Consider the following 22476-nt stretch of genomic DNA (forward strand, 5'->3'; position numbering starts at 1 on the left):
CACTTCATTTTTGAATACGGATTATTTCAGCGGAATATAAATCTCGGTCACGCTTTCAGGATTCATCGGCCCGAGAAAACGCGCGCCGCTATATTCAAATTCCGGCCCTTCATCAGGCTGCATACCTGCACTCGGCAGCCATTCGGAATAGGCCGCACGGAATGTTTCCGGCAAGGTCGTCACTTCTCCCTGATGCTCAACTTTCGCGTAATAGCGTCCCGGAATTTCCATGGCGACCAGTCCTTCAGGAATCACAGCATCTGCGCCAACCGGAAGACCCGCAATATAACGCCACTGGCCGTCTTCCAGCGGCTGGCAAATGCCGAAAGTACCGACAGGCTCATTCAGGCGTTCAATCTCATGCTCACGCGCTTCAAAGCGATCCCACATTTGCGCGATGCTGCCCTCATCCTCAGGATACCAGCACATGCCGATAATCCGTTGAGCAGCGAAGAAAACACGTTCAGGCTTTTGTAATTCAGGCATTTTACGCTCCGGTTGTGCGAGATAGCGATAAAGATGATCGAGGGTTTTCTGACGGCGGTTGATGTCAGCCTCAAGCTGCACTGCATGATTTTGCAGGCTTGCATGCATCTTCTCCACACTGTCCAGACCGCCGCTGGCAGCCAGTGTTTTGATCTCATCCAGCGCCATACCAAGCTGCCTCAGCCAGACAATGCGCCCCAGTGTTACAATCTGCTCCGGCCGGTAATAGCGGTAGCCATTATCCTGCCCGCTCAGGCAGGGGCTGAACAGACCGATACTGTCATAATGGCGCAGTGTTTTTGTCGTTACCCCTTGGGAGCGCGCCATTTGTCCTATTGTGAGCATGCTTTCTCCTTGTGACTATCATCGCACAAGTTATGCAGGCTTGCCCTTAGGTTAAGGTCAAGTGCTTTCTTTAAAAAAGATTTTATCCGCAGGAATGGTGAAGATTGCCCGCCGGAAGCGGGCATAGCAATTTGCTGCTTAGCTCTAGTTCCGCAGGCCAAAGCCCTGCAACAAGCGGCGGATCGCATAATCCGGTTTTCCGGATGTAAACACAGCCAGATCATCATGATGATGGAGAATCTTGTCTTTATTCTCAGGCAGCAGCGACAACATACGCCGGGCGATTGCTTCAGCCGGATCAAGCCAGTCAACCGGCCATGGTGCTAAACGGCGGAATACATTGGCCAAAAACGGATAATGCGTGCAGGCAAGCACAACAATATCCGTACGCTTACCGTCTTTCTCAATGAAGCATGGCGTGATTTGCTCAAGCACCAGCTCATCATCAATCTTTTCGCCGCGAATATGCGCTTCGGCCAATGTGGCAAGCCGGTCAGCGCCGACAAGGCGCACATGGCACTGTGTAGCGAAAGACTGGATCAGATCCCGCGTATAGGCGCGTTTAACCGTGCCCGGTGTCGCCAGAACCGAGACAAGACCGGAATGTGTGCGCTCAGCTGCAGGCTTAATCGCCGGAACTGTACCGACAAAAGGCGTATCGGGAAAAGCCTGCCGCAGATCATCAAGCACAAGTGTGGACGCTGTATTACAGGCAATCACGCAGAGCTGAGGATGAAACCGGCGGATCAGATCAGCGAACAGGCTGACAATACGCTCGCGCAGAGCCGGCTCTTCCCATGAACCATAGGGAAAACCTGCATCATCAGCCACATAGATAAAATGACGGTCGGGCATCAGCACCCGCGCCTCGCGCAACACGGTCAGACCGCCGATACCGCTGTCAAAAACGATGACCGGCGCATCCTGCCTGCTGGAAATATTGGTTGCTGTATATTGCGCGAGATGGTGCATCGCAAACCTGCCTCAGGACTTTTCGTCCGGTTTATCCTGCTCAGTATTCTGTGTCTCGTCTTTATGCACTCTGGCTCTACCTTCTGGAGCGGCATCATTGGGTATTCTGGCGCGGCCTTCGGGCGCGCCGGATCCACGCGGGCTCTTCGGTGAGAAATAATCCAGCGAGGTCAGCACGCCGCGCAGCAAGCGGATTTCAGCTTCCGCAAATGCCGGACGGGTCAGCACTGCCCGCAGATTATTCACCATGATCTCCTTACGCGCTTCTGGCCGGAAATAACCGCGCGTATCCAGAGCTTCCTCCAAATGATTAAAGAAACCGTGTAGATATTCTTTATTCGCCGGTTGCAGTTCAGGCCCACGGAAAACCGTGTCTGTTTCATTTTCCAGACCGGATTTCATCCATTCATAGGACATCAGCAGCACAGCCTGCGCGATATTGAGCGAGGCAAAGGCCGGATTGACCGGAAAAGTCACCAGTTCATCAGCCAGACCGACTTCATCATTTTTCAGGCCGACGCGTTCACGGCCGAACATGATGCCGGTTTTCTCACCGGTACGGAATTTCTGACGCAGGATTTTACCTGCCTCCACAGGGCCGCGCACCTGTTTGAAACCGTCACGCTCGCGGGCGGTTGTAGCATAGACAAAATTCAGATCAGCCAGCGCTGACGGCAGATCATCATAGAGAACCGCGCTGTCAATAATATGATCGGCCTTGCTGGCAGCAGAGCGGGCTTTATCATTCGGAAAGGCTTCACGCGGATTGACCAGACGCAATTCGCCGAGGCCGAAATTCGCCATAGCGCGTGCCACCATACCGATATTTTCCGGCAATTGCGGCTCCACGAGAATGATTGCTGGGCCTTCTGAAATCATCGGGCGCTGTTTGTCTGTACCGGCCATTATCTTCTCAAAACTCGAACTTCACGCGCAAAACGAGACATTCCGCATGCGCTTTTCGCGCTTTTCTTAAACGGAAGAGTGACGGAATTCAAATCATGCATGATAATTAAACAGGTCTCAGTTCAAAAAACTGAATCGCCCGCAACCTGTACCGGCTCTGTCATGCACCGGAGCGAAGCAAATCTCACACCATCGTGAACAAATAAATTGCCCTCTGACAGTATAAAAACCCGTTATCTCCGGCGTTTTTTATTATTCCTGTTCTCAAGGCGTCGTTAGCACTTTGCCTCTCGCCTAAGCAGTGCTATGAGAGGCGCAACTTCATGAAGGAGAGGTTTTAATGGCAAAGATCAAAGTTGCAAATCCCGTTGTTGAGCTTGACGGCGATGAGATGACCCGCATCATCTGGCAGTTTATCAAAGACAAACTCATCCATCCATATCTCGACATCGATCTGAAATATTATGATCTGTCGGTAGAACACCGCGATGCAACCAATGATCAGGTTACCATCGACGCAGCGAATGCTATCAAAGAGCACGGCGTTGGTGTGAAATGCGCCACCATCACCCCTGATGAAGCCCGCGTTGAAGAATTCAAACTCAAGAAAATGTGGAAATCGCCAAACGGCACCATCCGCAACATTCTCGGCGGCGTCATTTTCCGCGAACCAATCATCTGCAAAAACGTACCACGTCTGGTGCCGGGCTGGACTCAGCCGATCATCGTTGGCCGTCATGCTTTCGGTGACCAGTACCGCGCGACTGATTTCAAATTCCCGGGCAAAGGCAAGCTGTCGATCAAATTCGTTGGTGAAGACGGCGAAACCATTGAACACGAAGTCTATGATGCACCATCCTCCGGTGTAGCTATGGCTATGTACAATATCGACGAATCCATCCGTGAATTCGCACGCGCATCGCTGAACTACGGCCTGCAGCGCGGCTATCCGGTTTATCTGTCGACCAAGAACACCATTCTCAAAGCCTATGACGGCCGTTTCAAAGATATCTTTGAAGAAGTGTATCAGGCTGAATTTGCTGAGAAGTTCAAAGAAGCCAAGATCTGGTACGAACACCGCCTGATCGACGACATGGTTGCTTCGGCTCTGAAATGGTCCGGCGGCTATGTCTGGGCTTGTAAGAACTATGACGGCGACGTGCAGTCCGACATCGTGGCACAGGGCTTCGGCTCGCTCGGCCTGATGACCTCGGTTCTGATGACACCGGATGGCAAGACTGTTGAAGCAGAAGCTGCTCACGGTACTGTAACCCGTCACTATCGCCAGCATCAGAAGGGTGAGGAAACCTCAACCAACTCGATCGCTTCGATCTTCGCATGGACCCGTGGTCTCGCGCACCGCGCCAAGCTCGACGACAATGCCGAACTGAAGCGCTTTGCCGATACACTGGAAAAAGTCTGCGTAGACACAGTTGAATCCGGCTACATGACCAAGGATCTGGCTTTGCTGATCGGTCCGGATCAGCCTTGGCTGTCCACAACAGGCTTCCTCGACAAGATCGACGAAAACCTGCAGAAAGCAATGGCTGCTTAATCAGCCATGATTTGTAAAAGCCCCGCCTGAATAATCAGGCGGGGCTTTTTCTATTTGAACACGCTCTCTCATGCGGATTAATCATCACCGCCAAGCTGTGAATCCGCTATAAGTTATACTGTAAAACAATACCGGAATGCCTGTAATGACCACCCAAAACCCGTTCGGAAAAAGTGAAAATGCCTTAGCCGTTGTGCTGGCCTTAGCAATGGTTCCGGCACTGGGATTGGGTTTTGCACGTTTTGCCTATGCGCTTGTGCTGCCGGATATGCGTGCCGATCTGCACTGGTCCTATGCGGATGCAGGCTGGATGAATACCAGCAACGGGATTGGTTATCTGTTCGGCGCTTTGCTCACATCGCGCCTGCTGCGCTATATCAGTGCCTATAAAATGATGATCATCAATATCTGGCTGGTTGTCGCTTCGCTGGCACTCTGCGCGGTCTTCCGCGATGTGCTTATTCTCAACCTGCTGCGATTTATTGCCGGACTCAGTGCAGGTCTGGCTTTTGTGGCCGGTGGCCTGTTGACAACCGGTCTTGCTCAACGCCATCCTGAACGCAGTTCGGTTATTCTCGGTATTTTCTATGCAGGACCGGGCATCGGTATTTTCCTGTCCGGTCTCGTCATTCCTTATCTGATTGCCTATTTGGGTGCAGGTTCATGGCCTTATGCATGGGCTTTGCTGGCGCTGGTCGCCGCCCCGCTGGCTCTGTTGCTGATCGGTGCGCGCGGACAAAATGTAACGCTCTACAAGCCGGATCAGAAAAGCAAACCTTACCGCGTTGATTACAAAGCCATGAGCGGCATTCTAGCGGGATATCTCTTTGTCGGTGCCGGTTATATTGCCTATATGACCTTTATGATCGCATGGGTGCAGAATTCCGGCGGCGGGGCTATGCTGCAATCAGCCTTTTGGTTTGTGATCGGGCTTGGCGCAATTTCCTCACCATGGGTTTGTGCAGGTATTCAGAAAAAAGTGCTGCATGGCTATGGTTTCGCTCTGCTCTCACTCGTCACGCTGATTGCATCACTGCTGCCGATTTTCTCATCCGGCACGCCTCTGCTGATGGTTTCTGCTGCCGGTTTCGGTTGTGCCTTTTTCGCAGTTGTTGCTTCAACTACAGTCTATGTGCGCCGCAATCTGCCACCGGAAGGCTGGGCAGCAGCAATCGGTATGATGACTGTTATGTTCTCAATCGGACAAATTGTCGGCCCTGTGCTGATCGGCTTTATCAATGACCTGACGCACAATCTCTCAAGTGGTCTGTGGGCTTCGGCCGGATTGTTATTACTCGCAGTGATTTGCGGTCTTGTGCAACGTGATCTTACACCTGTCCGGTAATCCGGCGATAATGGCTCGGCGGCACAGCATTATATTTCGACCAGACACGGCGCAGATGGCGGGCTGAGGTAAAGCCGGTTTTCTCGGCGATATTCTCCATATCCAGCGGTGAATTGGTCAGAATATCTTTGGCCAGTGTTACGCGGATCAGATTGACATATTCCGTCACCGTCAGCCCCGTATGCTCCTGAAACAGACGCGACAGATTGCGAACACTCATAAAACCGGTATCAGCCAGCTCTGCCAGAGACCAGCACCGCGCCGGATCAGCAATAATCGCATCCTGAATGCGATGAATTGCCGGATGAATATGATTACGCCCGCTCAGCCACGGTGAGAATTGCGGCTCGCCACCGGTACGCCGGATATAGACAACCATGTAACGCGCAATGTTCAGAGCCACGACCGGCGATGTCAGTTTTGCCACCAGATGCAGCATAAGGTCAGTTCCGGTGGAGATACCTGCACTCGAATAACGTGAGCCATCTTCCACATAGAGCCGGTTATCCAGTACACGCGCCGCCGGAGCAATTTCACGCAATTCATCGACGGACAGCGCATGGGTGGTGCAGGCATAACCATCGAACAAACCGGCACGCGCAGCGATCAGAGCACCGGAGCAGATCGTTACCAGATGCATTGTTGGCCGGAAGACCGTTTTCAGCCATGTAGCCAATTGCCGGTATTCCGGCTCAGGATCAATTGCCTCTGCCGGTGCTGTTATGGTGCCGCAAACAAGAATATAGGCATCATCCGGCAGCTGTGCGGGCAACGACTCAAGCCCTGCAACAGCCAGCCCGATTGAACTCACCTGCTCCGCTTGCGTTGAGACAAAATGATAATCGAACAGAATGTCCTTCTGTTCCGCATTGGCACGGCGCAGTACTTCTACCGGCCCTGCCACATCCAGCAGCAGGATATGCGGCGGCACAACAACATAGACAGGTATAATCTTTGGGACCGTCGTGCCGCTTGGCTTATTCACAATCCGGTTTCCTTATAGTGAGGCAGCCTGAAGTGCTTCTTCAACCGTAGCAATGCGCGCAAAACGTCCTGCCAGAACCAGCTCCGTGCGCATTTTGATATCCTCAACGGAGAAGACCTGCCCTGAAGGATGCTGCATCGGAAAAGTCAGCGTGGCTTCCGTTACATAATCCACCTGATAGCCCAGATCAGACGCATGACGTGTTGTCGTTTCACAGCACTGTTCGGTTCTGATGCCGCAGATAATCAGCTTGCGAATACCGCGCTCCGTCAGCCAGATATTCAGCCCGCTTTCCACCAGAGCAGAATGACGTTTCTTGTAGAACTGTACGGTTGGCTCAATCTCCAGACCTTCCAATGTGCGCACAAAACCGCTTTCCAGCTGAAACACATCATCATTATCCGTGTGCAAAATCTGCACGACCGGAATCTTGCGCTTTGTAGCACCATCAATCAGCGTCTGCACATTCCGGATAAAAGGACGGGCGATATCATCCTGCCATACGGGACGCTGGCGAAAAGATTCCTGAACATCAATAACGATCAGAGCAGTATCATTGGCGGACATTTTAGGTAACTCCTGTAAAGTGGTATAACAGAAATTACCGCGCCAAAACATAATGAAAAAGTCAGTATCGGGACAATAACCGGACATATCCGGCCATTATTATCATGAAATTTTAAGCCGGAATATGATAAATAATCAACGTGAACTTGGGATCTTGTTCCGTTGTCACAGCTTTCCCGCCAAGGCTTTCTACAAGCTTGCGGCTCGGTATATTTTCTTCTGCTACCGGATAAATAAAATAGTCTGGTGAATAATCCCCTCGCGCCCAATTCATGACAGAAACTATGCCTTCAGGCCCGAACCCTTGCCTGTGCAGTTCCTCACGCACCCAAAGACCTAAACGTGGCGTTGGTGTTTTAAAACTATGCATACCGAATAGACCAATAAAAGAATGATCCACTTTTTTCCGCGCGATGAAAATGCAATTGCTTTCTTCAGCAAATTGCATCGGCCATTTACGCCAAATTTTTTCAAAATCTTCAGCCCGCTCAGGCGGCTCCCAGCGCATATAACGTGCTAAATTCGCTGTCATACACGGCCAGATTTCATCCGCATCTTCTGCCCTGAATGGACGCAAGATCATACGCGTTGTTTCAATTTCTGGTATCATCGAGTTTCCTTATAAAGAAAACCCGATGATATGACTTCAGCATTACGTGGCAATTACAAGAAATTACACGTTAACGCCTATACTCCGCGTATGTTTTAAGCCGGAATGTGATAGGTCACAGCCATATATTTCGGCTTCTGCTCAGAGGAGACAAGCTTGCCGCCCAGAGTTTCGGCAATCTTGCGGCTAGCCCGATTTTCTTCGGCTACCGGATAGACGAAATAGTCTGCCTGTAACGCTTCCTTTGCCCAGTCGAACACAGCAGTGACCGCCTCCTTACCAAAACCCTGCCCGTGCACATCCTCACACATCCAAACGCCGAATTCCGGTGTAGTCGTTGTTGCCCGATGCACACCGACAATACCGATATAGCGACCGCTTCGGATATCTCTGGCAACAAAGTGGTAATCTGTCCCCTTCAGAAAACGCTCCTCCCACAGAGGTTTGTTCTCCAGAAACTCTTCATAGGATGCAGGCGGCTCCCACGCCATAAAACGGGTCAGCGTCGGTGTGATATGGCTGTACATTTCCGCAGCATCCTGCGGTGTATATATCCGCAGTTTCAGACGCTGCGTTGTCAGTTCAGGTCTTGTCATTTTTCCTCCAATAAAAAAGGGCGCCAGAGGCGCCCTTTAAAATCTGTTTCCGGATGTTCCAGATCAGTTACCGGCTTTCGCCTTTTCCTGTTCTGCTTTCATCTTGGCTTCAAATTCTTTCTGGCGCTTCTGAACTGCGTCCTGAAGTTCTTTCTGGCGCTGTTCAAGTTCGTTCTGCTGCAGACCCTTGCCATTCAGAGCATCGGAGAAACCGGTGAGCTGAACAGTGATCGGATTTGGCTTATTCTGGAAGTTTACGGATGTAAGGGTCAGTTTGCCGCCTTTTTTCAGCGCATTGACCATTTCATCTGTCAGCGGAGCTTCTGCAATGCAGCGATCCGGGAAGCAGATACCGTATTCAACCTTGGTGGTTTTGTTCGCATCAATCTGCATGCCGATACCGGCAGGGATCAGACGACCGGTCGGAACGGAAACCTGAAAAATCTTACGATTAATCTTGCCTTTGATTTCGATCAGGTTGATCGCGGTCAGCAGCTGACCGGAATCTGCAGTCACGATATTCTGTGTATTGCAAATATCATTATCTTCCTGCTTCGAGCAGACCTTGAACCATCCCTGCGGCGGCAGCTGTTGAGCTGTGGCCGGAAGGGTCGCGGTTGCAAGCAGGGCAACGGCGCCGGCAATTGCGGATGCGGCAGCGAATGTCTTCGTGCTGGTCATGATCAACAGGTTCCTTTCAACACTCTGATCTGAATTCTGGCTATGCTGTTTCAGAGAAATAAACAGCCTGTATTTTTTACGGGAATTATCATCGAGACTGGCAAGACAACATTTTCCCCTTGCGGATCAGCAAGTGAACCGAATTTTCGCAACCATGACTGCGGATAAAATACGGCAACAGCGTGACCCTGCGTTATTTGCGGTGTTACACTGACTGTAACGCATTATCCAGTGCCGTTTTATTAACCATAGTTTTTTAACGTCGATTTGCGCTATAAAAACAACGCATTTCCCGCCTGACTTATCAGAAAACGAAAACCGGCCGGTCAATATTTCATATTATAATTCTGTGGCTTGCTGCATATTCCCGCTAAAAAAGCGGTTTATACAGTGCATCCGATACGAATCAAATATGGTACCGGAACGGTATAATCCTCAAACATTCTCAAAATTAATCAAAAACACGCAAAATTCTGACAAATCAGAGCATTCTTATAATTTTACCGGATAGTGATTGACCAATGACACAGCCGTTCCAGCCCTTCCCGCGCATCATCAACAGGCGTCATCTGCTTGCCATGCTGGGAACCTCCGTTCTGGCAACCGCATTTGGCACAACCGGCCTGCCCTTTACTCATGATACAGCACAGGCGCAGACTGTAGCTACCGCACAAGACAGCGTGCCATCCTACGCATTGTCCATGCATGGCGACATTGCGCTGCCAGTCGATTTCAAACATTTCCCTTATACCAATCCGGCAGCACCTAAAGGCGGCAATATCACCTATGGTGTGGTCGGTACCTTTGACAGCCTCAATCCGTTTGTTCTGCAAAGCATGCGCACCACAGCGCGTGGCATGTTCAATGATGCGGATTTCGGCAATCTGATGTTTGAAACACTGATGCAGCGTTCTGCCAATGAGCCTTTCACGCTTTACGGCCTGCTGGCAGAACGTGTTGAAACGGATGATGCGCGCAGTTTCATTGAATTCACACTGAACGAACAGGCAAAATGGTCTGACGGCAAGCCGGTGACACCGGAAGATGTGATATTCACTTATGAAATCCTGACGGAAAAAGGCCGCCCGCCCTATAATGCCCGTATGAACCGCATTGCCAAAATCGAGAAAACCGGTGAACGCGGCATCCGTTTTACCTTTAATGACAAGGCTGACAGGGAATTCCCGTTACTGCTGGCCAGTACTATGCCGGTGCTGCCGAAACATGCCGTTGATCCGGAAACTTTCGGCAAAGCTTCGCTGAAGCCACCGATCGCCAGCGGCCCTTATATTGTTAAGACAGTTAAACCTGGTGAGCGCATCACCTATCAACGCAATCCTGACTACTGGGCAAAAGACCTGCCAAGCCGCAGCGGCTTCAGCAATTTCGACACCATCACCATCGAATATTTCCGCAATGAAACCTCCTATTTCGAGGCTTTCAAGAAGGGAATCGTTGATGTTTATGTTGACGGTTCACCTAACCACTGGAGCAAAGCCTATGATTTCCCTGCGGTAAAACAAGGGAAAGTCATTAAGGACACGTTTGTCAAAGGCACACCGGCCAATATGCTCGGTTTTGTCTTCAACACGCGACGCGAAAAATTTGCCGACGTCAAAGTCCGACGTGCGCTCTCCGAACTCTTTGATTTTGAATGGGCAAACCGCTCACTGTTCTCCGGTCAATATGACCGTATGGCGAGTTTCTGGCAGGGTTCGGAATTATCATCCGTCGGTCGTCCGGCGAGCGAAGGTGAAAAGCAGTTACTCGCGCCCTATCAGGATAAGATTCTGCCGGAAACAATGGACGGCACATGGCGTCCGACTACAACCAATGGCAGCGGTCATGACCGTGCGCCTGCCAAAAAAGCCTATGATCTTCTGAAGCAGGCAGGCTTTACTTTTGAAAACGGTGTAGCGCACACACCGGAAGGCACGCGTCTGAGTTTCGAAATCATGACCCGCTCGGTCGATGAGGAAAAGCTGGCACTGGCCTATAAGCGCAATCTGGCACGACTTGGTATTGTTGCGGAAATCCGCAGTGCTGATGATGCACAATATCAGCAGCGCTTGCAGAATTTCGATTATGATATGATTATCGGTGCGCTGACAGCCTCGCTCTCACCCGGCAATGAACAATGGATGCGCTGGGGTTCCGGCTCCCGTGATGCATCCGGCAGTTTCAACTATCCGGGTGCGCAGGATCCGGCTATTGATGCGATGATTGAAGCCATGCTTGCCGCAAAAGACCGCCCTGCTTTTACCGATGCAGTGCGCGCCTTTGACCGGTTACTGATTTCCGGCAGCTATTATCTGCCACTCTATTATTTGCCGAAACAGCAAGTTGCACGGTGGGAACGGATAAAAATTCCACAAAAAACCTCGCTTTACGGCTATCAATTCCCTACATGGTGGACTGAAACCACCTCTGTGAACTAATAATAACTGGTAAATGATGACAGGTAATTTCATGACTAATAAACAAATCACAATCGATGTTATTTCCGATGTCGTCTGCCCGTGGTGCTATCTCGGCCGTCAGCGCCTGAAAGCCGCCCTTGAAATGTTGCCGGAACTGAATGTTGAAGTGCGCTGGCGTCCGTTTCAGCTCGACCCGACACTTCCGGCTGAAGGCAAAGAGCGCAAACGCTATCTGGTTGAAAAGCTCGGCTCCCAGAGCCGCGTGAATGAAGTGCATGACCAGCTGATCGCCATCGGCAAAGAAGAAGGCATAGAGTTCGACTTTGATGCGATTGAAGTGGCACCAAATACGCTGGATGCTCATCGCCTGATCCGCTGGGCGGGTGAAGTCAGCGCGGAAGTACAGGATCGCGTTGTCGGCGAATTGTTCTCACTCTATTTTGAACAGGGCGAAAATATCGGCAGCCATGAAATCCTGATCGAAGCCGCAGAAGATGCCGGTATGGAATATACCATTATCGAAACCCTGCTTGAAGGTGACACGGACAGCGATAATGTTCGTGCGGAAATCGCCGTTGCCGGACAGATGGGCGTGACCGGTGTGCCATGCTTCATTCTCGATCAGAAATATGCGGTCATGGGTGCACAGAGCGCCGAGGCCATGGCTGATGCTATCCGTCAGATTGCGGAAGGTTATGAGCCGGGTCTAAGCGAAGATCGCTGATCTTTAAACCACTGCAACAATATTATTCTAAGGCTCTTTGGTGCTCACCAAGGAGCCTTTTTCGTCTTTCCTTCCATTATAAAGGTGCTCTATGGCAGATCAGTCCACAAATAATGCATTGAAACGCTCAGTGTCAGAAAATTGGGAGGCCAATGCTGCGACATGGACGAAGCTTGTCCGCGCCGGTTATGATATTTACCGCGATGCGCTGCACACACCGGCTTTTCTGGAAATGCTGCCGGATATCAAAGGCTTGAACTGATTAGATGTCGGCTGCGGTGAAGGTGCCAATACGCGCGCTCTGGCACGCGCCGGTGCGAAAATGACCGGCATTGATATTGCGCCGACCTTTGTGCACCATGCTTCCGAATATGAAGAAAACGAGCCGCTTGGTATCCGTTATCTGACGGCGGATGCCCTGCACCTGCCATTCGATGATGCACAATTTGACTTCGCCAGCGCCTTCATGTCGATGATGGATATGCCGCAACAAGGCGATGTACTGAAAGAAATACTCCGCATTCTTAAACCGCAGGGTTTCTTCCAGTTCACCATTCTGCATCCGTGTTTTGTGCCGCCGTTTCGTAAGAATATTCGTGATGAGAATGGTAAAGTAACCGCGGTTATGGTTGCAGATTATTTTGAGAATATTGACGGCAGTCTTGAAACATGGCTGTTTTCAAGCGTTCCGCAAACTGAGCGTGAGCAGCATAAACCGTTCAATATTCCGCGCTTTCACCGTACTTTGAGCGAGTGGATCGGCATGATCAACGCTGCAGGTTTCATTCTCGAGGCCAGTGTTGAACCAATGGCCACGAAAGAACTGGCTACACGTGAAGATGTTGTAGCCGATACGCGCGTTACGCCGATTGCATGGATTGTGCGCCTGCGCAAACCATAAGATTAGCCGCGCAGGAAGCGTTCCAATATGCGGTTAAACAGCTGCGGCTTTTCCAGAAAAGCCGCATGGCCGACCTGTGGCAGCAGGAAAATCGTCTCTTCCCAGAGGTTTTTATAATTCAGCGATGCGATATGCGCATTATTGATGAAATGATCCTCAGCACCATTGAGGATAGCCAGCGGCACGGGGCAATTCTCAGCCATATGCTGCTGGTCGGCGATATTCTCCGCCAGAATATTTTCGAACATTGTCTGGCGTGTCAGCCCGTCAGTTCTGCGTACGGCATCCACCATAAAAGCCGGTGTCGGTTTATCCGGATGCACCACATGGCGCGCATAGGATTGTGCCTCCGCATCGTCCAGATCACGCTGGCCACCATATTTCAGCGCTTCACTCGCCACAAAAGCCTGACCTACCGCATCCGCATTTTTAGTAAAAGGCGGTGTGCCGGTAATCATCAACCGGTTGACCGGTGCCTGCTGCGCAATCATTTCCAGACCGATATGCCCGCCGAGCGACCAGCCGAACACGGATGCCGATGATACATTCAGCGCCTTCAGCACATCGGCTGCGGCCTGCGCATAGCCGTGCAATGTATAGGACTTTTGCGGATCAGCAGCATCATTAGAAGCGCCATGCCCCGGCAAATCAAAAGCAATCAGCCGGAAATCATGCGCCAGAGAGGATTCAAACTGCTTGTGAAACACTTCCTTGCACGCAGAATTGCCGTGAATAAACAAAACCGGTGCGCCCTTGCCTGCGCTTGTCATGACCTCAAGACGGCCATGTCTGGTTTCAACAAGCTGTTTTTGCATTCTATTCCCCCTGTTTTTTGCTTATTCTCCGGCGATTTTTGCCAGTTGCGTCATGATTACGGCTGAACCGGTCAGGCGTTTTTCAGCGGTCGGATAATCGCGGATAAACACAATGCTCTGATCCGGCCGGATCTTCGCCAGCGAGCCCTGTGCCGCAATCATCTGCACCAGACCTGCCGGATTCGGGAAGGTCTTCTCACGGAACTGAATAACAATGCCCTTCGGCCCTGCATCCAATTTCTCAACATTAGCCTTACGGCACAGCGCCTTGATAAACACGATCTTGAGCAGGTGCTGTACTTCTTCCGGCAGCGGGCCAAAACGGTCGATCAGCTCGGCACCAAAACCGTCGATTTCCTGCGTTGTTTCCAGATCGGCCAGACGACGATAGAGACCAAGACGCAATTGCAGATCCGGCACATAAGTTTCCGGTATCATCACCGCTGTGCCAACCGCAATTTGTGGCGACCAATGGCTGTCAATCACAGGACCTTCGGATTTCAACTCGGCAACCGCCTCTTCCAGCATCTGCTGATACAGCTCGAAACCGACTTCTTTAATATGACCGGACTGCTCATCACCCAGCAAGTTCCCCGCGCCGCGAATATCCATATCGTGGCTCGCAAGCTGGAAACCAGCGCCCAAAGTATCCAGCGATTGCAGCACTTTGAGACGGCGCTCAGCGGTCTGCGTCAGCGTTTTGCCCGCAGGCAGTGTAAACAGCGCAAATGCACGCTGCTTGGAACGGCCAACACGACCACGCAACTGATAAAGCTGCGCAAGACCGAACATATCCGCGCGATGCACGATCATGGTATTGGCTGTCGGGATATCCAGGCCGGATTCCACGATAGTGGTGGAAAGCAGCACATCATATTGCCCGTCATAGAAGGCATTCATAATGTCTTCCAGCTCACCGGCCGCCATCTGCCCATAAGCCACGGCAACTTTCAGCTCCGGTACATGCTGGTCGAGGAATTCTTTGATCTCGGCAAGATCGGAAATACGCGGGCAGACATAGAAGCTCTGACCGCCGCGATAACGTTCGCGCATCAGGGTTTCGCGGATGACCAGCGCATCAAAAGGTGAAATGAAGGTACGCACGGCCATACGGTCAACCGGCGGCGTGGTAATCAGCGACAATTCACGCACACCGGTGAGCGCCAGCTGCAAGGTGCGCGGGATCGGCGTTGCTGTGAGTGTCAGCACGTGAATATCGGATTTCAGGTCTTTCAGGCGTTCTTTATGTTTCACGCCGAAATGCTGTTCTTCGTCGATAATCAGCAGGCCGAGATTTTTGAACTTGATCGAATTGCCAAGCAGCGCATGGGTGCCGACAACAATATCCACCGTGCCTTCTTCAACGCCCTTCTTGGTCAGTGCCAGTTCTTTGCTGCCGACAAGACGCGAGGCATGGGCAACATTGATCGGCAGACCATTAAAGCGTGTGGAGAAGGTTTTGAAATGCTGGCGAGACAGCAGCGTGGTCGGCACAACAACAGCCACCTGATAGCCGTTCAAAGCCGCTACAAAGGCCGCACGCAGCGCAACTTCGGTTTTACCGAAGCCAACATCACCGCAAACCAGACGATCCATTGGTTTGCCATCGCTTAAGTCATCAAAGATCGCATCAATGGCGCGCTGCTGGTCTTCTGTCTCATCATAAGGGAAACGGGCAGCAAATTCGCCATAGAGACCATCGGGCGGATTTAGCACCGGCGCACCACGCATTGCGCGTTCCGCAGCAATACGGATCAATTGTCCGGCCATTTCCAGCAGCTGCTTCTTGAGCTTGGCTTTACGCGCCTGCCATGCACCGCCGCCGAGCTTATCGAGAACAGCGCTTGAGCCTTCCGAGCCATAGCGCGACAACAGTTCGATATTTTCAACCGGCAGGAACAGACGGTCGTCACCGGCATAATGCAGTTCAAGGCAATCATGCGGCGCACCGGCAGCGGTGATTGTGCGCAAGCCGACAAACTTACCGATACCATGATCGACATGCACCACGATATCGCCTGCGGTCAGGCTACCGGCCTCGGAGATAAAATCCGCATCGCGCTTGCGTTTCTTGGTGCGGCGGATCAGGCGATCACCGAGAATATCCTGCTCGGCCACCACAACCAGATCACCGGCATCAAAACCGCTTTCTACCGCCAGCACAGTCGCAGTGATCTTATCGCGCGACAGCGCTTTGACCGTACGCAGGTCTTTGACTGTCTCGATCTTTTCCAGACCATGTTCATCCAGTACCTGTAGCAGACGATCAAGTGAGCCTTCCGTCCATGCGGCGATCATGATCTTTTTGCCGCTTGCACGCAGTTCGGCAATATATTTGGTTACGGCCTCGAACAGATTGACGTCTTTAGCGGCGCGTTCCTCAGCGAAACTACGGCCTTTATGGGCATCCGCATGGATAATATGCCGGCCACTGGCCTCAGGCGCTTCAAAAGGCGTGAGATCATAGCGCTTGCCATTGGCTTCTGCCGCCTCTTCCACCTTACGCAGCGACATATAAAGCTGGCTTGGTGCTACCGGCTTATAGGGAATAGCATCTGCTGCTTCTTTGCCCTCTGCCTGTTTCTGACGGGCATCATAATGGTCAAGCACCAGCTTGTGACGCTCGGCAATGGCTTCAGGCACCAGATGATCAAATACAACAGGCATTGCGCCTGTATGATCGAACAGGGTTTCCATCTCGTCATAGAACAGCGGCAGCCAGTGCTCCATACCGGCAAAGCGGCGACCTTCTGAGATTGCCGCATAAAGCGCATCATCACGCGACGGCGCACCAAAGGCAGCAATATAATTCTTACGAAAACGGCTGATCATATCCGGCGAGAGCGTAATCTCGCTCATCGGCTGGAGTGTGAACTCCTTCCGCGTCTCGGTGGTGCGCTGCGAAGCCGGATCGAACGCACGGATGCTCTCCAGCGTATCCCCGAAGAAGTCGAGACGCAGCGGTTCTTCCGCACCCGGTACAAACAGATCGAGAATACCACCACGGACTGCAAACTCACCGACATCGCGCACTGTCGGCACGCGTTCAAAGCCGTTGCGCTCAAGGCGCTGGGTCAATTCATCCATATTCACGCGGTTGCCCGGCCGTGCAGAGAAACTCTGCTCGGCCAGCACAGCGCGTGGCGGCAGCTTCTGCAACACCGCATTGGCTGTGGCAATAATCAGCGCCGGATGTTTCTGCTCCCGCAAAGCGCTCAACTGGCTCAGCGCATTCAGACGTCTGGCAGAGACTGTTGCACCGGGGGAAACGCGGTCATAGGGCAGACAGTCCCATGCAGGAATATGCAGTACCGGCAATTCCGGCATGATGAAACCGATCACCTGCTCAATATCCGCCACGCGCTGCCCGTCACGCGCGATAAACAGGACAGGCCCTTTATCCCCCGCCTCTTCCAGAATCTTGGCCAGCACAAAGGCTTCATAACCATCGGCTACACCGTCAATCAGCACATGATTGACGAGTACCGGTTTCAGACCAAGTTTGGAAAATACGGGCATAGGATGTCTCTGCTATGTGTACGAACTTCTGATTTATAAGATCAATAGTCGATTTTATCGCGGAACAAAATAAGATCACGGAACAAAACCGTGTCAAAATCTTCCGGTGTTTTGTCTTCGCCGGTAATCCATTTGAACAGGTCGCGGTCGAGCACTTCGAGCAGGCGCTCAAACTCATTCAATGTATCTTCATCCATTGTTGCAATATGCATGTCCGCATATTGACCGAAGATCAGATCCATTTCCTTCATACCGCGGTGCCATGAGCGGAAAAGCAGCTTGCGACGGCGCGGATCCAGCTGCGCGCCTGCCTCGGTGCCCGATAATTTACTGCCTGTGCTCATATCACTCTCCGGATTAACGTCTGTGTATTCAAGTATGTTACCAGCCATATAACGCGGGATGAGCGCGATGTCAGCTTGCAAGTTAATAAGATCTAAGTAAGTTTGCTTTCATGCGTCCAAGTCTGCTTGATCCCCTGTTTGCATCCGTCCGCACCCTTACCGGCATCGGACCTAAAGTCTCTGCTCTGTTGCTGAAACTGCTCGGCGCGGAAAGCGCGACGATGCTTGAACCGCGTGTGGGACAATTGCTGTTCTTGCCGCCAAACAGTGTGATCGACCGGCGCAACCGTCCGGGTGTGGCTTTTGCCGAGGTCGGTGCGGTGGTCACGCTGGAAGTGACAGTTGATGAATATCAGTTCTCACCCTCTACGGCCAAATCCGGTGCTTTTATGCGTGGCTCCGTACCCCATCGCATTTATGCCCATGATGATACGGGCGAAGTAACACTGGTTTTCTTCCGTGCCCAGCGCCCGTGGCTGGAAAAGAGCCTGCCTCTTGGCGAAAAGGTCATCGTCTCCGGCAAGGTGGAATGGTTCAATGGTCGTGCCTCGATGGTGCATCCCGATCATATTGCGCCGATTGACGGCAGCGATGATCTGCCGCTGATCGAGCCGGTCTATCCGCTGACTGCCGGTCTTTCACCCAAAACACTGGCACGCGCGATGCGTGATGCGCTGACACGCATTCCTGATCTGCCGGAATGGCAGGATAAGACGCTGATGCAGCGGGAGGGCTTTCCGTCTTTCTCGCAAGCTTTGCATCATCTGCATTTGCCGGAAGAACCGGAAGATATTGCGCAAGAGAGCCCTTCGCGTCGCCGCCTCGCCTATGATGAATTTCTCGCCGGACAAATGGCACTGGCACTGGTGCGCGCCAAGACCAAGCGTCTCTCAGGTCGCCCGCTCAATGGCACAGGCAAAATCACCGCGCAGATATTGGCCAATCTGCCCTATAGCCTGACGAAAGGTCAGGAACAGGCAGTTAAAGATATTATCGGCGACCTCAAGCAGCCGGAGCGCATGCTGCGCCTGCTGCAAGGTGATGTCGGCGCGGGTAAAACTGTAGTTGGCTTACTGTCTATGGCACATGCAGCGGAATCAGGCGGACAATCCGCCTTGATGGCACCGACTGAAGTGCTGGCACGTCAGCATTTTGCAACCATTGCACCGCTGGCTGAAAAAGCCGGATTGAAAGCTGCTTTGCTGACAGGGCGTGAAAAAGGCAAAGAGCGTCAGCGCATTCTCGACGAACTGGCTGATGGTACAATCCATATCATTATCGGCACCCATGCGCTGTTTCAGGATAAAGTCGAATATCATGATCTGGTATTTGTGATTATTGATGAGCAGCACCGTTTTGGCGTGCATCAGCGTCTGCAGCTCACCGCCAAGGGTACTGCGCCGGATATGCTGGTGATGACCGCCACACCGATACCGCGCACGCTGGTTCTGACCGCCTTTGGCGATATGGATGTTTCCAAGCTCACAGAAAAACCGGCAGACCGCCAGCCGATCACCACAGCGATTGTGCCAAGTGAGCGGTTGAGTGAAATTGTTGACCGGATGCGTAAGGCAATCTCTGAGGGGCAGAAAATCTACTGGATCTGCCCGCTGGTGGAAGAATCAGAACATGTTGAGCTGACCTCTGCCGAAGAACGCTTTCAATCCTTTCTGCCGGTATTTGGTGACAAGCTTGGCCTCATTCATGGCCGCATGACCGGACAGGAAAAAGATGATGCCATGCTGGCTTTCAAGCGCGGTGATACAAGCCTGCTGATTGCCACAACGGTGATTGAGGTTGGTGTGGACGTGCCTGATGCAACTGTGATTGTGATTGAACATGCCGAGCGCTTCGGCCTGTCGCAATTACATCAGCTACGTGGTCGTGTCGGACGTGGTGATAAGCCGTCCACTTGTCTGCTGCTCTATAAAGGCCCGCTGGGGGAAATTGCCAAAGCGCGTTTACAGGTGATGCGCGAGACGGAAGACGGTTTCCGCATTGCTGAAGAAGACCTGAAACTGCGCGGCGAAGGCGAATTGCTCGGCACCCGCCAGTCCGGCACGCCGGGCTTTAAGCTCGCCTCGATGGAAGCGCATACTGATCTTTTGGAAATCGCCCGTAAAGATGCCCGTCTGATGCTGGAGCGCGATATTGATTTGCAATCTGAGCGTGGTCAGGCTCTGCGCCTGCTGCTCTATATTTTCGGCCGTGACGAGGCAATCAGACTGCTGCGTGCGGGATAATACTGCATCAGCCAGCAATCTTGCAGCTGCCCTTCGTGCATTTCATGGGCGGGCAGCAGGCGGAGTTTCTCAAAGCCGCATTTTTCATAACAGGCAATAGCACGTAAGTTACGGCTTTGCGGGTCGAGCACAAGGCGCTGTGCTGCCTTTTCTGTTATGAGATAATCGCGCATCAGTGAGACAAGCTGTGCGCCAAGTCCCAGCCCCCAGAAATCCGGTTCGCCGATAAACTGATCCAGCCCGTAGATCACGTCCTCAACCGGTAGTTCCAGTGCCTGTTTATCTTCGCTATCCAGCGGGTAGAACTGCACATAGCCCAGCGGTTTATCATCCAGCAACACCAGACATGGTGTGGTTTCCCCCTGATCATCGATAAAAACTTCGATGATCGTTTGCAGGTCGAAGTGCTTGTCGCGCCCTTCATAAAATTCCAGCACCCGCTCATCCTGCAGCCAGCGCAGCATCAGCGGCGCATCGCTTTTCTGCAAAACACGTATCGCCAATCTGCCTTGCTGCACCAGCATAACCATCCTCCCGCTGCTTATGATCTATAAATAAAAAGCCCGCTTATCTGAGACAAGCGGGCTTTGAAAAAACAGACTGCTTTGGCTTATTCAACAGTCACTGATTTCGCCAGATTGCGCGGCTGATCGACGTCTGTACCCATAAACACAGCAGTATAATAAGCCAGCATCTGGATCGGCAGAGCATAAACCAGAGGTGCAATGAATTCCGGCACATCCGGCATAATCAGCACGGAATGGGCATCCACATTAGCGTGTTTCGCACCTTCTTTGTCAGTGATCAGAATGATGCGGCCGCCACGGGCTGCCACTTCCTGCATATTCGATACGGTCTTTTCATAAAGACGGTCGAATGGTGCAATCACAATCACCGGCATGGTTTCATCAATCAGGGCAATCGGGCCGTGCTTCAGCTCACCGGCTGCATAGCCTTCTGCGTGAATATAGGAGATTTCCTTGAGCTTCAGCGCGCCTTCAAGAGCCAGCGGATAGGAAGTACCGCGACCCAGATAAAGCACATCTTTGACATTCATCAGATCACGGCAGATTGCTTCGACCTTTGGCGCCAGTTTCAGCGCTTCATGCAGCACGCCGGAGAGATTGCCAAGCTCGCTGACCAGCTGTTTCTCTTCTTCCGGTGTAATCGTGCCGCGGGCTTTGGCAGCGGATAGTGCCAGCGAGGCCAGAACCGAAAGCTGACAGGTGAAAGCCTTGGTCGATGCCACGCCGATTTCCGGCCCTGCCAGTGTCGGCAGAACAATATCGGACTCGCGGGCAATGGTGGATTCGCGCACATTGACCACAGCGGCAATAGGCAGTCCCTGTGAGCGGCAATAGCGCAGCGAGGCCAGCGTGTCGGCAGTTTCACCCGACTGTGACACAAACAATGCCAGCGTATCAGTTGAGAGCGGCATTTCTCGATAGCGGAATTCCGATGCAATATCGATTTCTACCGGCAGACGCGCATAGCGTTCCAGCCAGTATTTGCCGATGGTTGCAGCATAATAGGCGGTTCCGCAGGCGGAAACGGCCATACGGTTGATCTTCGACCAGTCGATATCATTGACATCGGTGCGGATCGACGAGGATGCGAAATCCAGATAATGCGCCAATGTGCGGGAAATCACTTCCGGCTGTTCATAGATTTCCTTTTCCATAAAGTGCTTATAATTGCCTTTATTAACAACATAAGCGCCACTGGCCGATTGCTGCACAACACGGCTGACCGCATTGTTGCCTTCATCATAGATGGCTACGCTGTCACGGGTCAGAACTGCCCAGTCACCATCTTCGAGATAGGTCACTTTATCGGTGAACGGTGCCAGCGCGATCGCATCGGAGCCGAGGAACATTTCCCCTTCACCATAGCCGATTGCCAGTGGCGAACCGCGGCGTGCTGCGACCAGCATTTCGTTCTCGCCGGTAAACAGGAAAGCCAGTGCAAATGCACCGCGCAAACGGCTAAGCACATTGCGCACCGCATCAACAGGTGCATCGCCGGAGCGGATATTGCGTGCTACCAGCTGCGCTACAGTTTCCGTATCCGTATCGCTCTGGAACTTAACGCCTTCAGCTTCCAGCTCTGTGCGCAGTTCAGCAAAATTTTCGATAATACCGTTATGAACAATCGCAACCTGCTCAGTGGCATGCGGATGCGCATTGCGTTCTGTCGGCGCACCGTGGGTTGCCCAGCGTGTGTGACCGATACCGATTGTGCCGCTCAGCGGTTCTGCTGCCAATCGGTTTTCCAGATTAACCAGCTTGCCTTCCGCACGGCTGCGGGAAATCTGATTATCTACCAGAGTGGCAATACCGGCTGAATCATAACCGCGATATTCAAGACGCTTCAGCGCATCCACAAGCCGCATTGCGACCGGCTTTTTACCGACAATACCAATAATTCCGCACATGAGTGTCTGTTCCTGTTGCGTCTTTGTT

General features: G+C 52.2%; 18 protein-coding genes and 1 pseudogene. 6 read left to right on the top strand and 13 right to left on the bottom strand.

Annotated features, from left to right (window positions below):
• Positions 1-21: 21 nt before the first annotated feature.
• From BKD14_RS09010 to BKD14_RS09020, 3 genes are all read right to left on the bottom strand, one after another.
• Entirely contained in the window at positions 22-831 is an 810-nt protein-coding gene (locus tag BKD14_RS09010) for a MerR family transcriptional regulator (RefSeq protein ID WP_075655328.1), read from the bottom strand.
• Positions 832-975: 144 nt separating this feature from the next.
• On the bottom strand, positions 976-1803 hold the full coding sequence (gene murI / locus BKD14_RS09015; RefSeq protein WP_075655330.1) for a glutamate racemase: 828 nt from the start codon (positions 1801-1803) through the stop codon (positions 976-978).
• A gap of 12 nt (positions 1804-1815) precedes the next feature.
• Positions 1816-2709, bottom strand: a complete 894-nt coding sequence (locus BKD14_RS09020; RefSeq protein ID WP_075655332.1) for an RNA methyltransferase — start codon at positions 2707-2709, stop codon at positions 1816-1818.
• 340 nt (positions 2710-3049) lie between these two features.
• Here BKD14_RS09020 and BKD14_RS09025 point away from each other — a divergent pair, with 340 nt between their 5' ends.
• The gene (locus BKD14_RS09025) at positions 3050-4264 is read left to right on the top strand and encodes an NADP-dependent isocitrate dehydrogenase (RefSeq protein ID WP_075655334.1); all 1215 of its coding nucleotides are present in this window, start codon (positions 3050-3052) and stop codon (positions 4262-4264) included.
• Between the two features lie 145 nt (positions 4265-4409).
• Entirely contained in the window at positions 4410-5609 is a 1200-nt protein-coding gene (locus BKD14_RS09030; RefSeq protein WP_075655336.1) for a YbfB/YjiJ family MFS transporter, read from the top strand.
• Here the strand turns inward: BKD14_RS09030 and BKD14_RS09035 are convergent.
• The 5 genes from BKD14_RS09035 to BKD14_RS09055 all read right to left on the bottom strand — a co-directional run bounded on the left by BKD14_RS09035 (position 5593) and on the right by BKD14_RS09055 (position 9048).
• Positions 5593-6594 carry a GlxA family transcriptional regulator gene (locus BKD14_RS09035; protein WP_075655339.1) on the bottom strand — a complete coding sequence of 334 codons (1002 nt, stop codon included), beginning with the start codon at positions 6592-6594 and terminating at the stop codon, positions 5593-5595. The two genes, BKD14_RS09030 and BKD14_RS09035, sit on opposite strands and share 17 nt — an antisense overlap.
• 12 nt (positions 6595-6606) lie before the next feature.
• Positions 6607-7161, bottom strand: a complete 555-nt coding sequence (locus tag BKD14_RS09040; RefSeq protein WP_075655341.1) for an isochorismatase family protein — start codon at positions 7159-7161, stop codon at positions 6607-6609.
• A gap of 112 nt (positions 7162-7273) precedes the next feature.
• Positions 7274-7771, bottom strand: coding sequence for a GNAT family N-acetyltransferase (locus BKD14_RS09045; protein ID WP_075655343.1), 498 nt, complete (start codon positions 7769-7771; stop codon positions 7274-7276).
• A 95-nt stretch (positions 7772-7866) separates the two neighbouring features.
• The gene (locus BKD14_RS09050; protein WP_075655345.1) at positions 7867-8367 is read right to left on the bottom strand and encodes a GNAT family N-acetyltransferase; all 501 of its coding nucleotides are present in this window, start codon (positions 8365-8367) and stop codon (positions 7867-7869) included.
• 63 nt (positions 8368-8430) lie between these two features.
• Positions 8431-9048: an invasion associated locus B family protein gene (locus tag BKD14_RS09055; protein ID WP_075655347.1), complete on the bottom strand. Its 618-nt coding sequence runs from the start codon at positions 9046-9048 to the stop codon at positions 8431-8433.
• A 701-nt stretch (positions 9049-9749) separates the two neighbouring features.
• Between BKD14_RS09055 and BKD14_RS09060 the strand changes: the two genes are divergently transcribed.
• From BKD14_RS09060 to BKD14_RS09070, 3 genes and pseudogenes are all read left to right on the top strand, one after another.
• A complete protein-coding gene (locus tag BKD14_RS09060) occupies positions 9750-11486 on the top strand; it encodes an extracellular solute-binding protein (RefSeq protein WP_245293620.1) in 1737 nt (578 codons plus the stop codon).
• Positions 11487-11517: 31 nt separating this feature from the next.
• Positions 11518-12192, top strand: a complete 675-nt coding sequence (locus tag BKD14_RS09065) for a DsbA family oxidoreductase (RefSeq protein ID WP_075655349.1) — start codon at positions 11518-11520, stop codon at positions 12190-12192.
• Between the two features lie 91 nt (positions 12193-12283).
• A pseudogene (locus tag BKD14_RS09070) lies at positions 12284-13093 on the top strand (class I SAM-dependent methyltransferase).
• A 2-nt stretch (positions 13094-13095) separates the two neighbouring features.
• Here BKD14_RS09070 and BKD14_RS09075 read toward each other — a convergent pair.
• From BKD14_RS09075 to BKD14_RS09085, 3 genes are read right to left on the bottom strand one after another with little or no spacing between them, the layout of a single operon-like run.
• Positions 13096-13908 (bottom strand): alpha/beta hydrolase, encoded by an 813-nt coding sequence (locus BKD14_RS09075; protein WP_075655351.1) that lies wholly within the window; start codon positions 13906-13908, stop codon positions 13096-13098.
• Positions 13909-13929: 21 nt separating this feature from the next.
• Entirely contained in the window at positions 13930-17427 is a 3498-nt protein-coding gene (gene mfd / locus BKD14_RS09080) for a transcription-repair coupling factor (protein WP_075655353.1), read from the bottom strand.
• A 41-nt stretch (positions 17428-17468) separates the two neighbouring features.
• On the bottom strand, positions 17469-17771 hold the full coding sequence (locus tag BKD14_RS09085) for a succinate dehydrogenase assembly factor 2 (RefSeq protein WP_075655355.1): 303 nt from the start codon (positions 17769-17771) through the stop codon (positions 17469-17471).
• Positions 17772-17881: 110 nt separating this feature from the next.
• Here BKD14_RS09085 and recG point away from each other — a divergent pair, with 110 nt between their 5' ends.
• On the top strand, positions 17882-20014 hold the full coding sequence (recG, locus tag BKD14_RS09090) for an ATP-dependent DNA helicase RecG (RefSeq protein WP_075655357.1): 2133 nt from the start codon (positions 17882-17884) through the stop codon (positions 20012-20014).
• On the opposite strand, the gene aac(6')-Ian is transcribed toward recG, so the two are convergent.
• Together aac(6')-Ian and glmS are read right to left on the bottom strand one after the other, a co-directional pair.
• On the bottom strand, positions 19966-20538 hold the full coding sequence (gene aac(6')-Ian, locus BKD14_RS09095) for an aminoglycoside N-acetyltransferase AAC(6')-Ian (protein WP_075655817.1): 573 nt from the start codon (positions 20536-20538) through the stop codon (positions 19966-19968). The two genes, recG and aac(6')-Ian, sit on opposite strands and share 49 nt — an antisense overlap.
• Positions 20539-20624: 86 nt before the next feature.
• Entirely contained in the window at positions 20625-22448 is a 1824-nt protein-coding gene (glmS, locus tag BKD14_RS09100; protein WP_075655359.1) for a glutamine--fructose-6-phosphate transaminase (isomerizing), read from the bottom strand.
• Positions 22449-22476: the final 28 nt, after the last annotated feature.

This window comes from Pseudochrobactrum sp. B5 (assembly GCF_001939785.1).
Taxonomy (GTDB): domain Bacteria; phylum Pseudomonadota; class Alphaproteobacteria; order Rhizobiales; family Rhizobiaceae; genus Pseudochrobactrum; species Pseudochrobactrum saccharolyticum.

Bases quoted from the DNA above. Each gene is read 5' to 3' on its own strand.
- BKD14_RS09010 (WP_075655328.1), bottom strand. From the start codon at position 831: ATGCTCACAATAGGACAAATGGCGCGCTCCCAAGGGGTAACGACAAAA.
- murI (WP_075655330.1), bottom strand. From the start codon at position 1,803: ATGCACCATCTCGCGCAATATACAGCAACCAATATTTCCAGCAGGCAG.
- BKD14_RS09020 (WP_075655332.1), bottom strand. From the start codon at position 2,709: ATGGCCGGTACAGACAAACAGCGCCCGATGATTTCAGAAGGCCCAGCA.
- BKD14_RS09025 (WP_075655334.1), top strand. From the start codon at position 3,050: ATGGCAAAGATCAAAGTTGCAAATCCCGTTGTTGAGCTTGACGGCGAT.
- BKD14_RS09030 (WP_075655336.1), top strand. From the start codon at position 4,410: ATGACCACCCAAAACCCGTTCGGAAAAAGTGAAAATGCCTTAGCCGTT.
- BKD14_RS09040 (WP_075655341.1), bottom strand. From the start codon at position 7,161: ATGTCCGCCAATGATACTGCTCTGATCGTTATTGATGTTCAGGAATCT.
- BKD14_RS09045 (WP_075655343.1), bottom strand. From the start codon at position 7,771: ATGATACCAGAAATTGAAACAACGCGTATGATCTTGCGTCCATTCAGG.
- BKD14_RS09050 (WP_075655345.1), bottom strand. From the start codon at position 8,367: ATGACAAGACCTGAACTGACAACGCAGCGTCTGAAACTGCGGATATAT.
- BKD14_RS09055 (WP_075655347.1), bottom strand. From the start codon at position 9,048: ATGACCAGCACGAAGACATTCGCTGCCGCATCCGCAATTGCCGGCGCC.
- BKD14_RS09060 (WP_245293620.1), top strand. From the start codon at position 9,750: ATGCATGGCGACATTGCGCTGCCAGTCGATTTCAAACATTTCCCTTAT.
- BKD14_RS09065 (WP_075655349.1), top strand. From the start codon at position 11,518: ATGACTAATAAACAAATCACAATCGATGTTATTTCCGATGTCGTCTGC.
- BKD14_RS09075 (WP_075655351.1), bottom strand. From the start codon at position 13,908: ATGCAAAAACAGCTTGTTGAAACCAGACATGGCCGTCTTGAGGTCATG.
- mfd (WP_075655353.1), bottom strand. From the start codon at position 17,427: ATGCCCGTATTTTCCAAACTTGGTCTGAAACCGGTACTCGTCAATCAT.
- BKD14_RS09085 (WP_075655355.1), bottom strand. From the start codon at position 17,771: ATGAGCACAGGCAGTAAATTATCGGGCACCGAGGCAGGCGCGCAGCTG.
- recG (WP_075655357.1), top strand. From the start codon at position 17,882: ATGCGTCCAAGTCTGCTTGATCCCCTGTTTGCATCCGTCCGCACCCTT.
- glmS (WP_075655359.1), bottom strand. From the start codon at position 22,448: ATGTGCGGAATTATTGGTATTGTCGGTAAAAAGCCGGTCGCAATGCGG.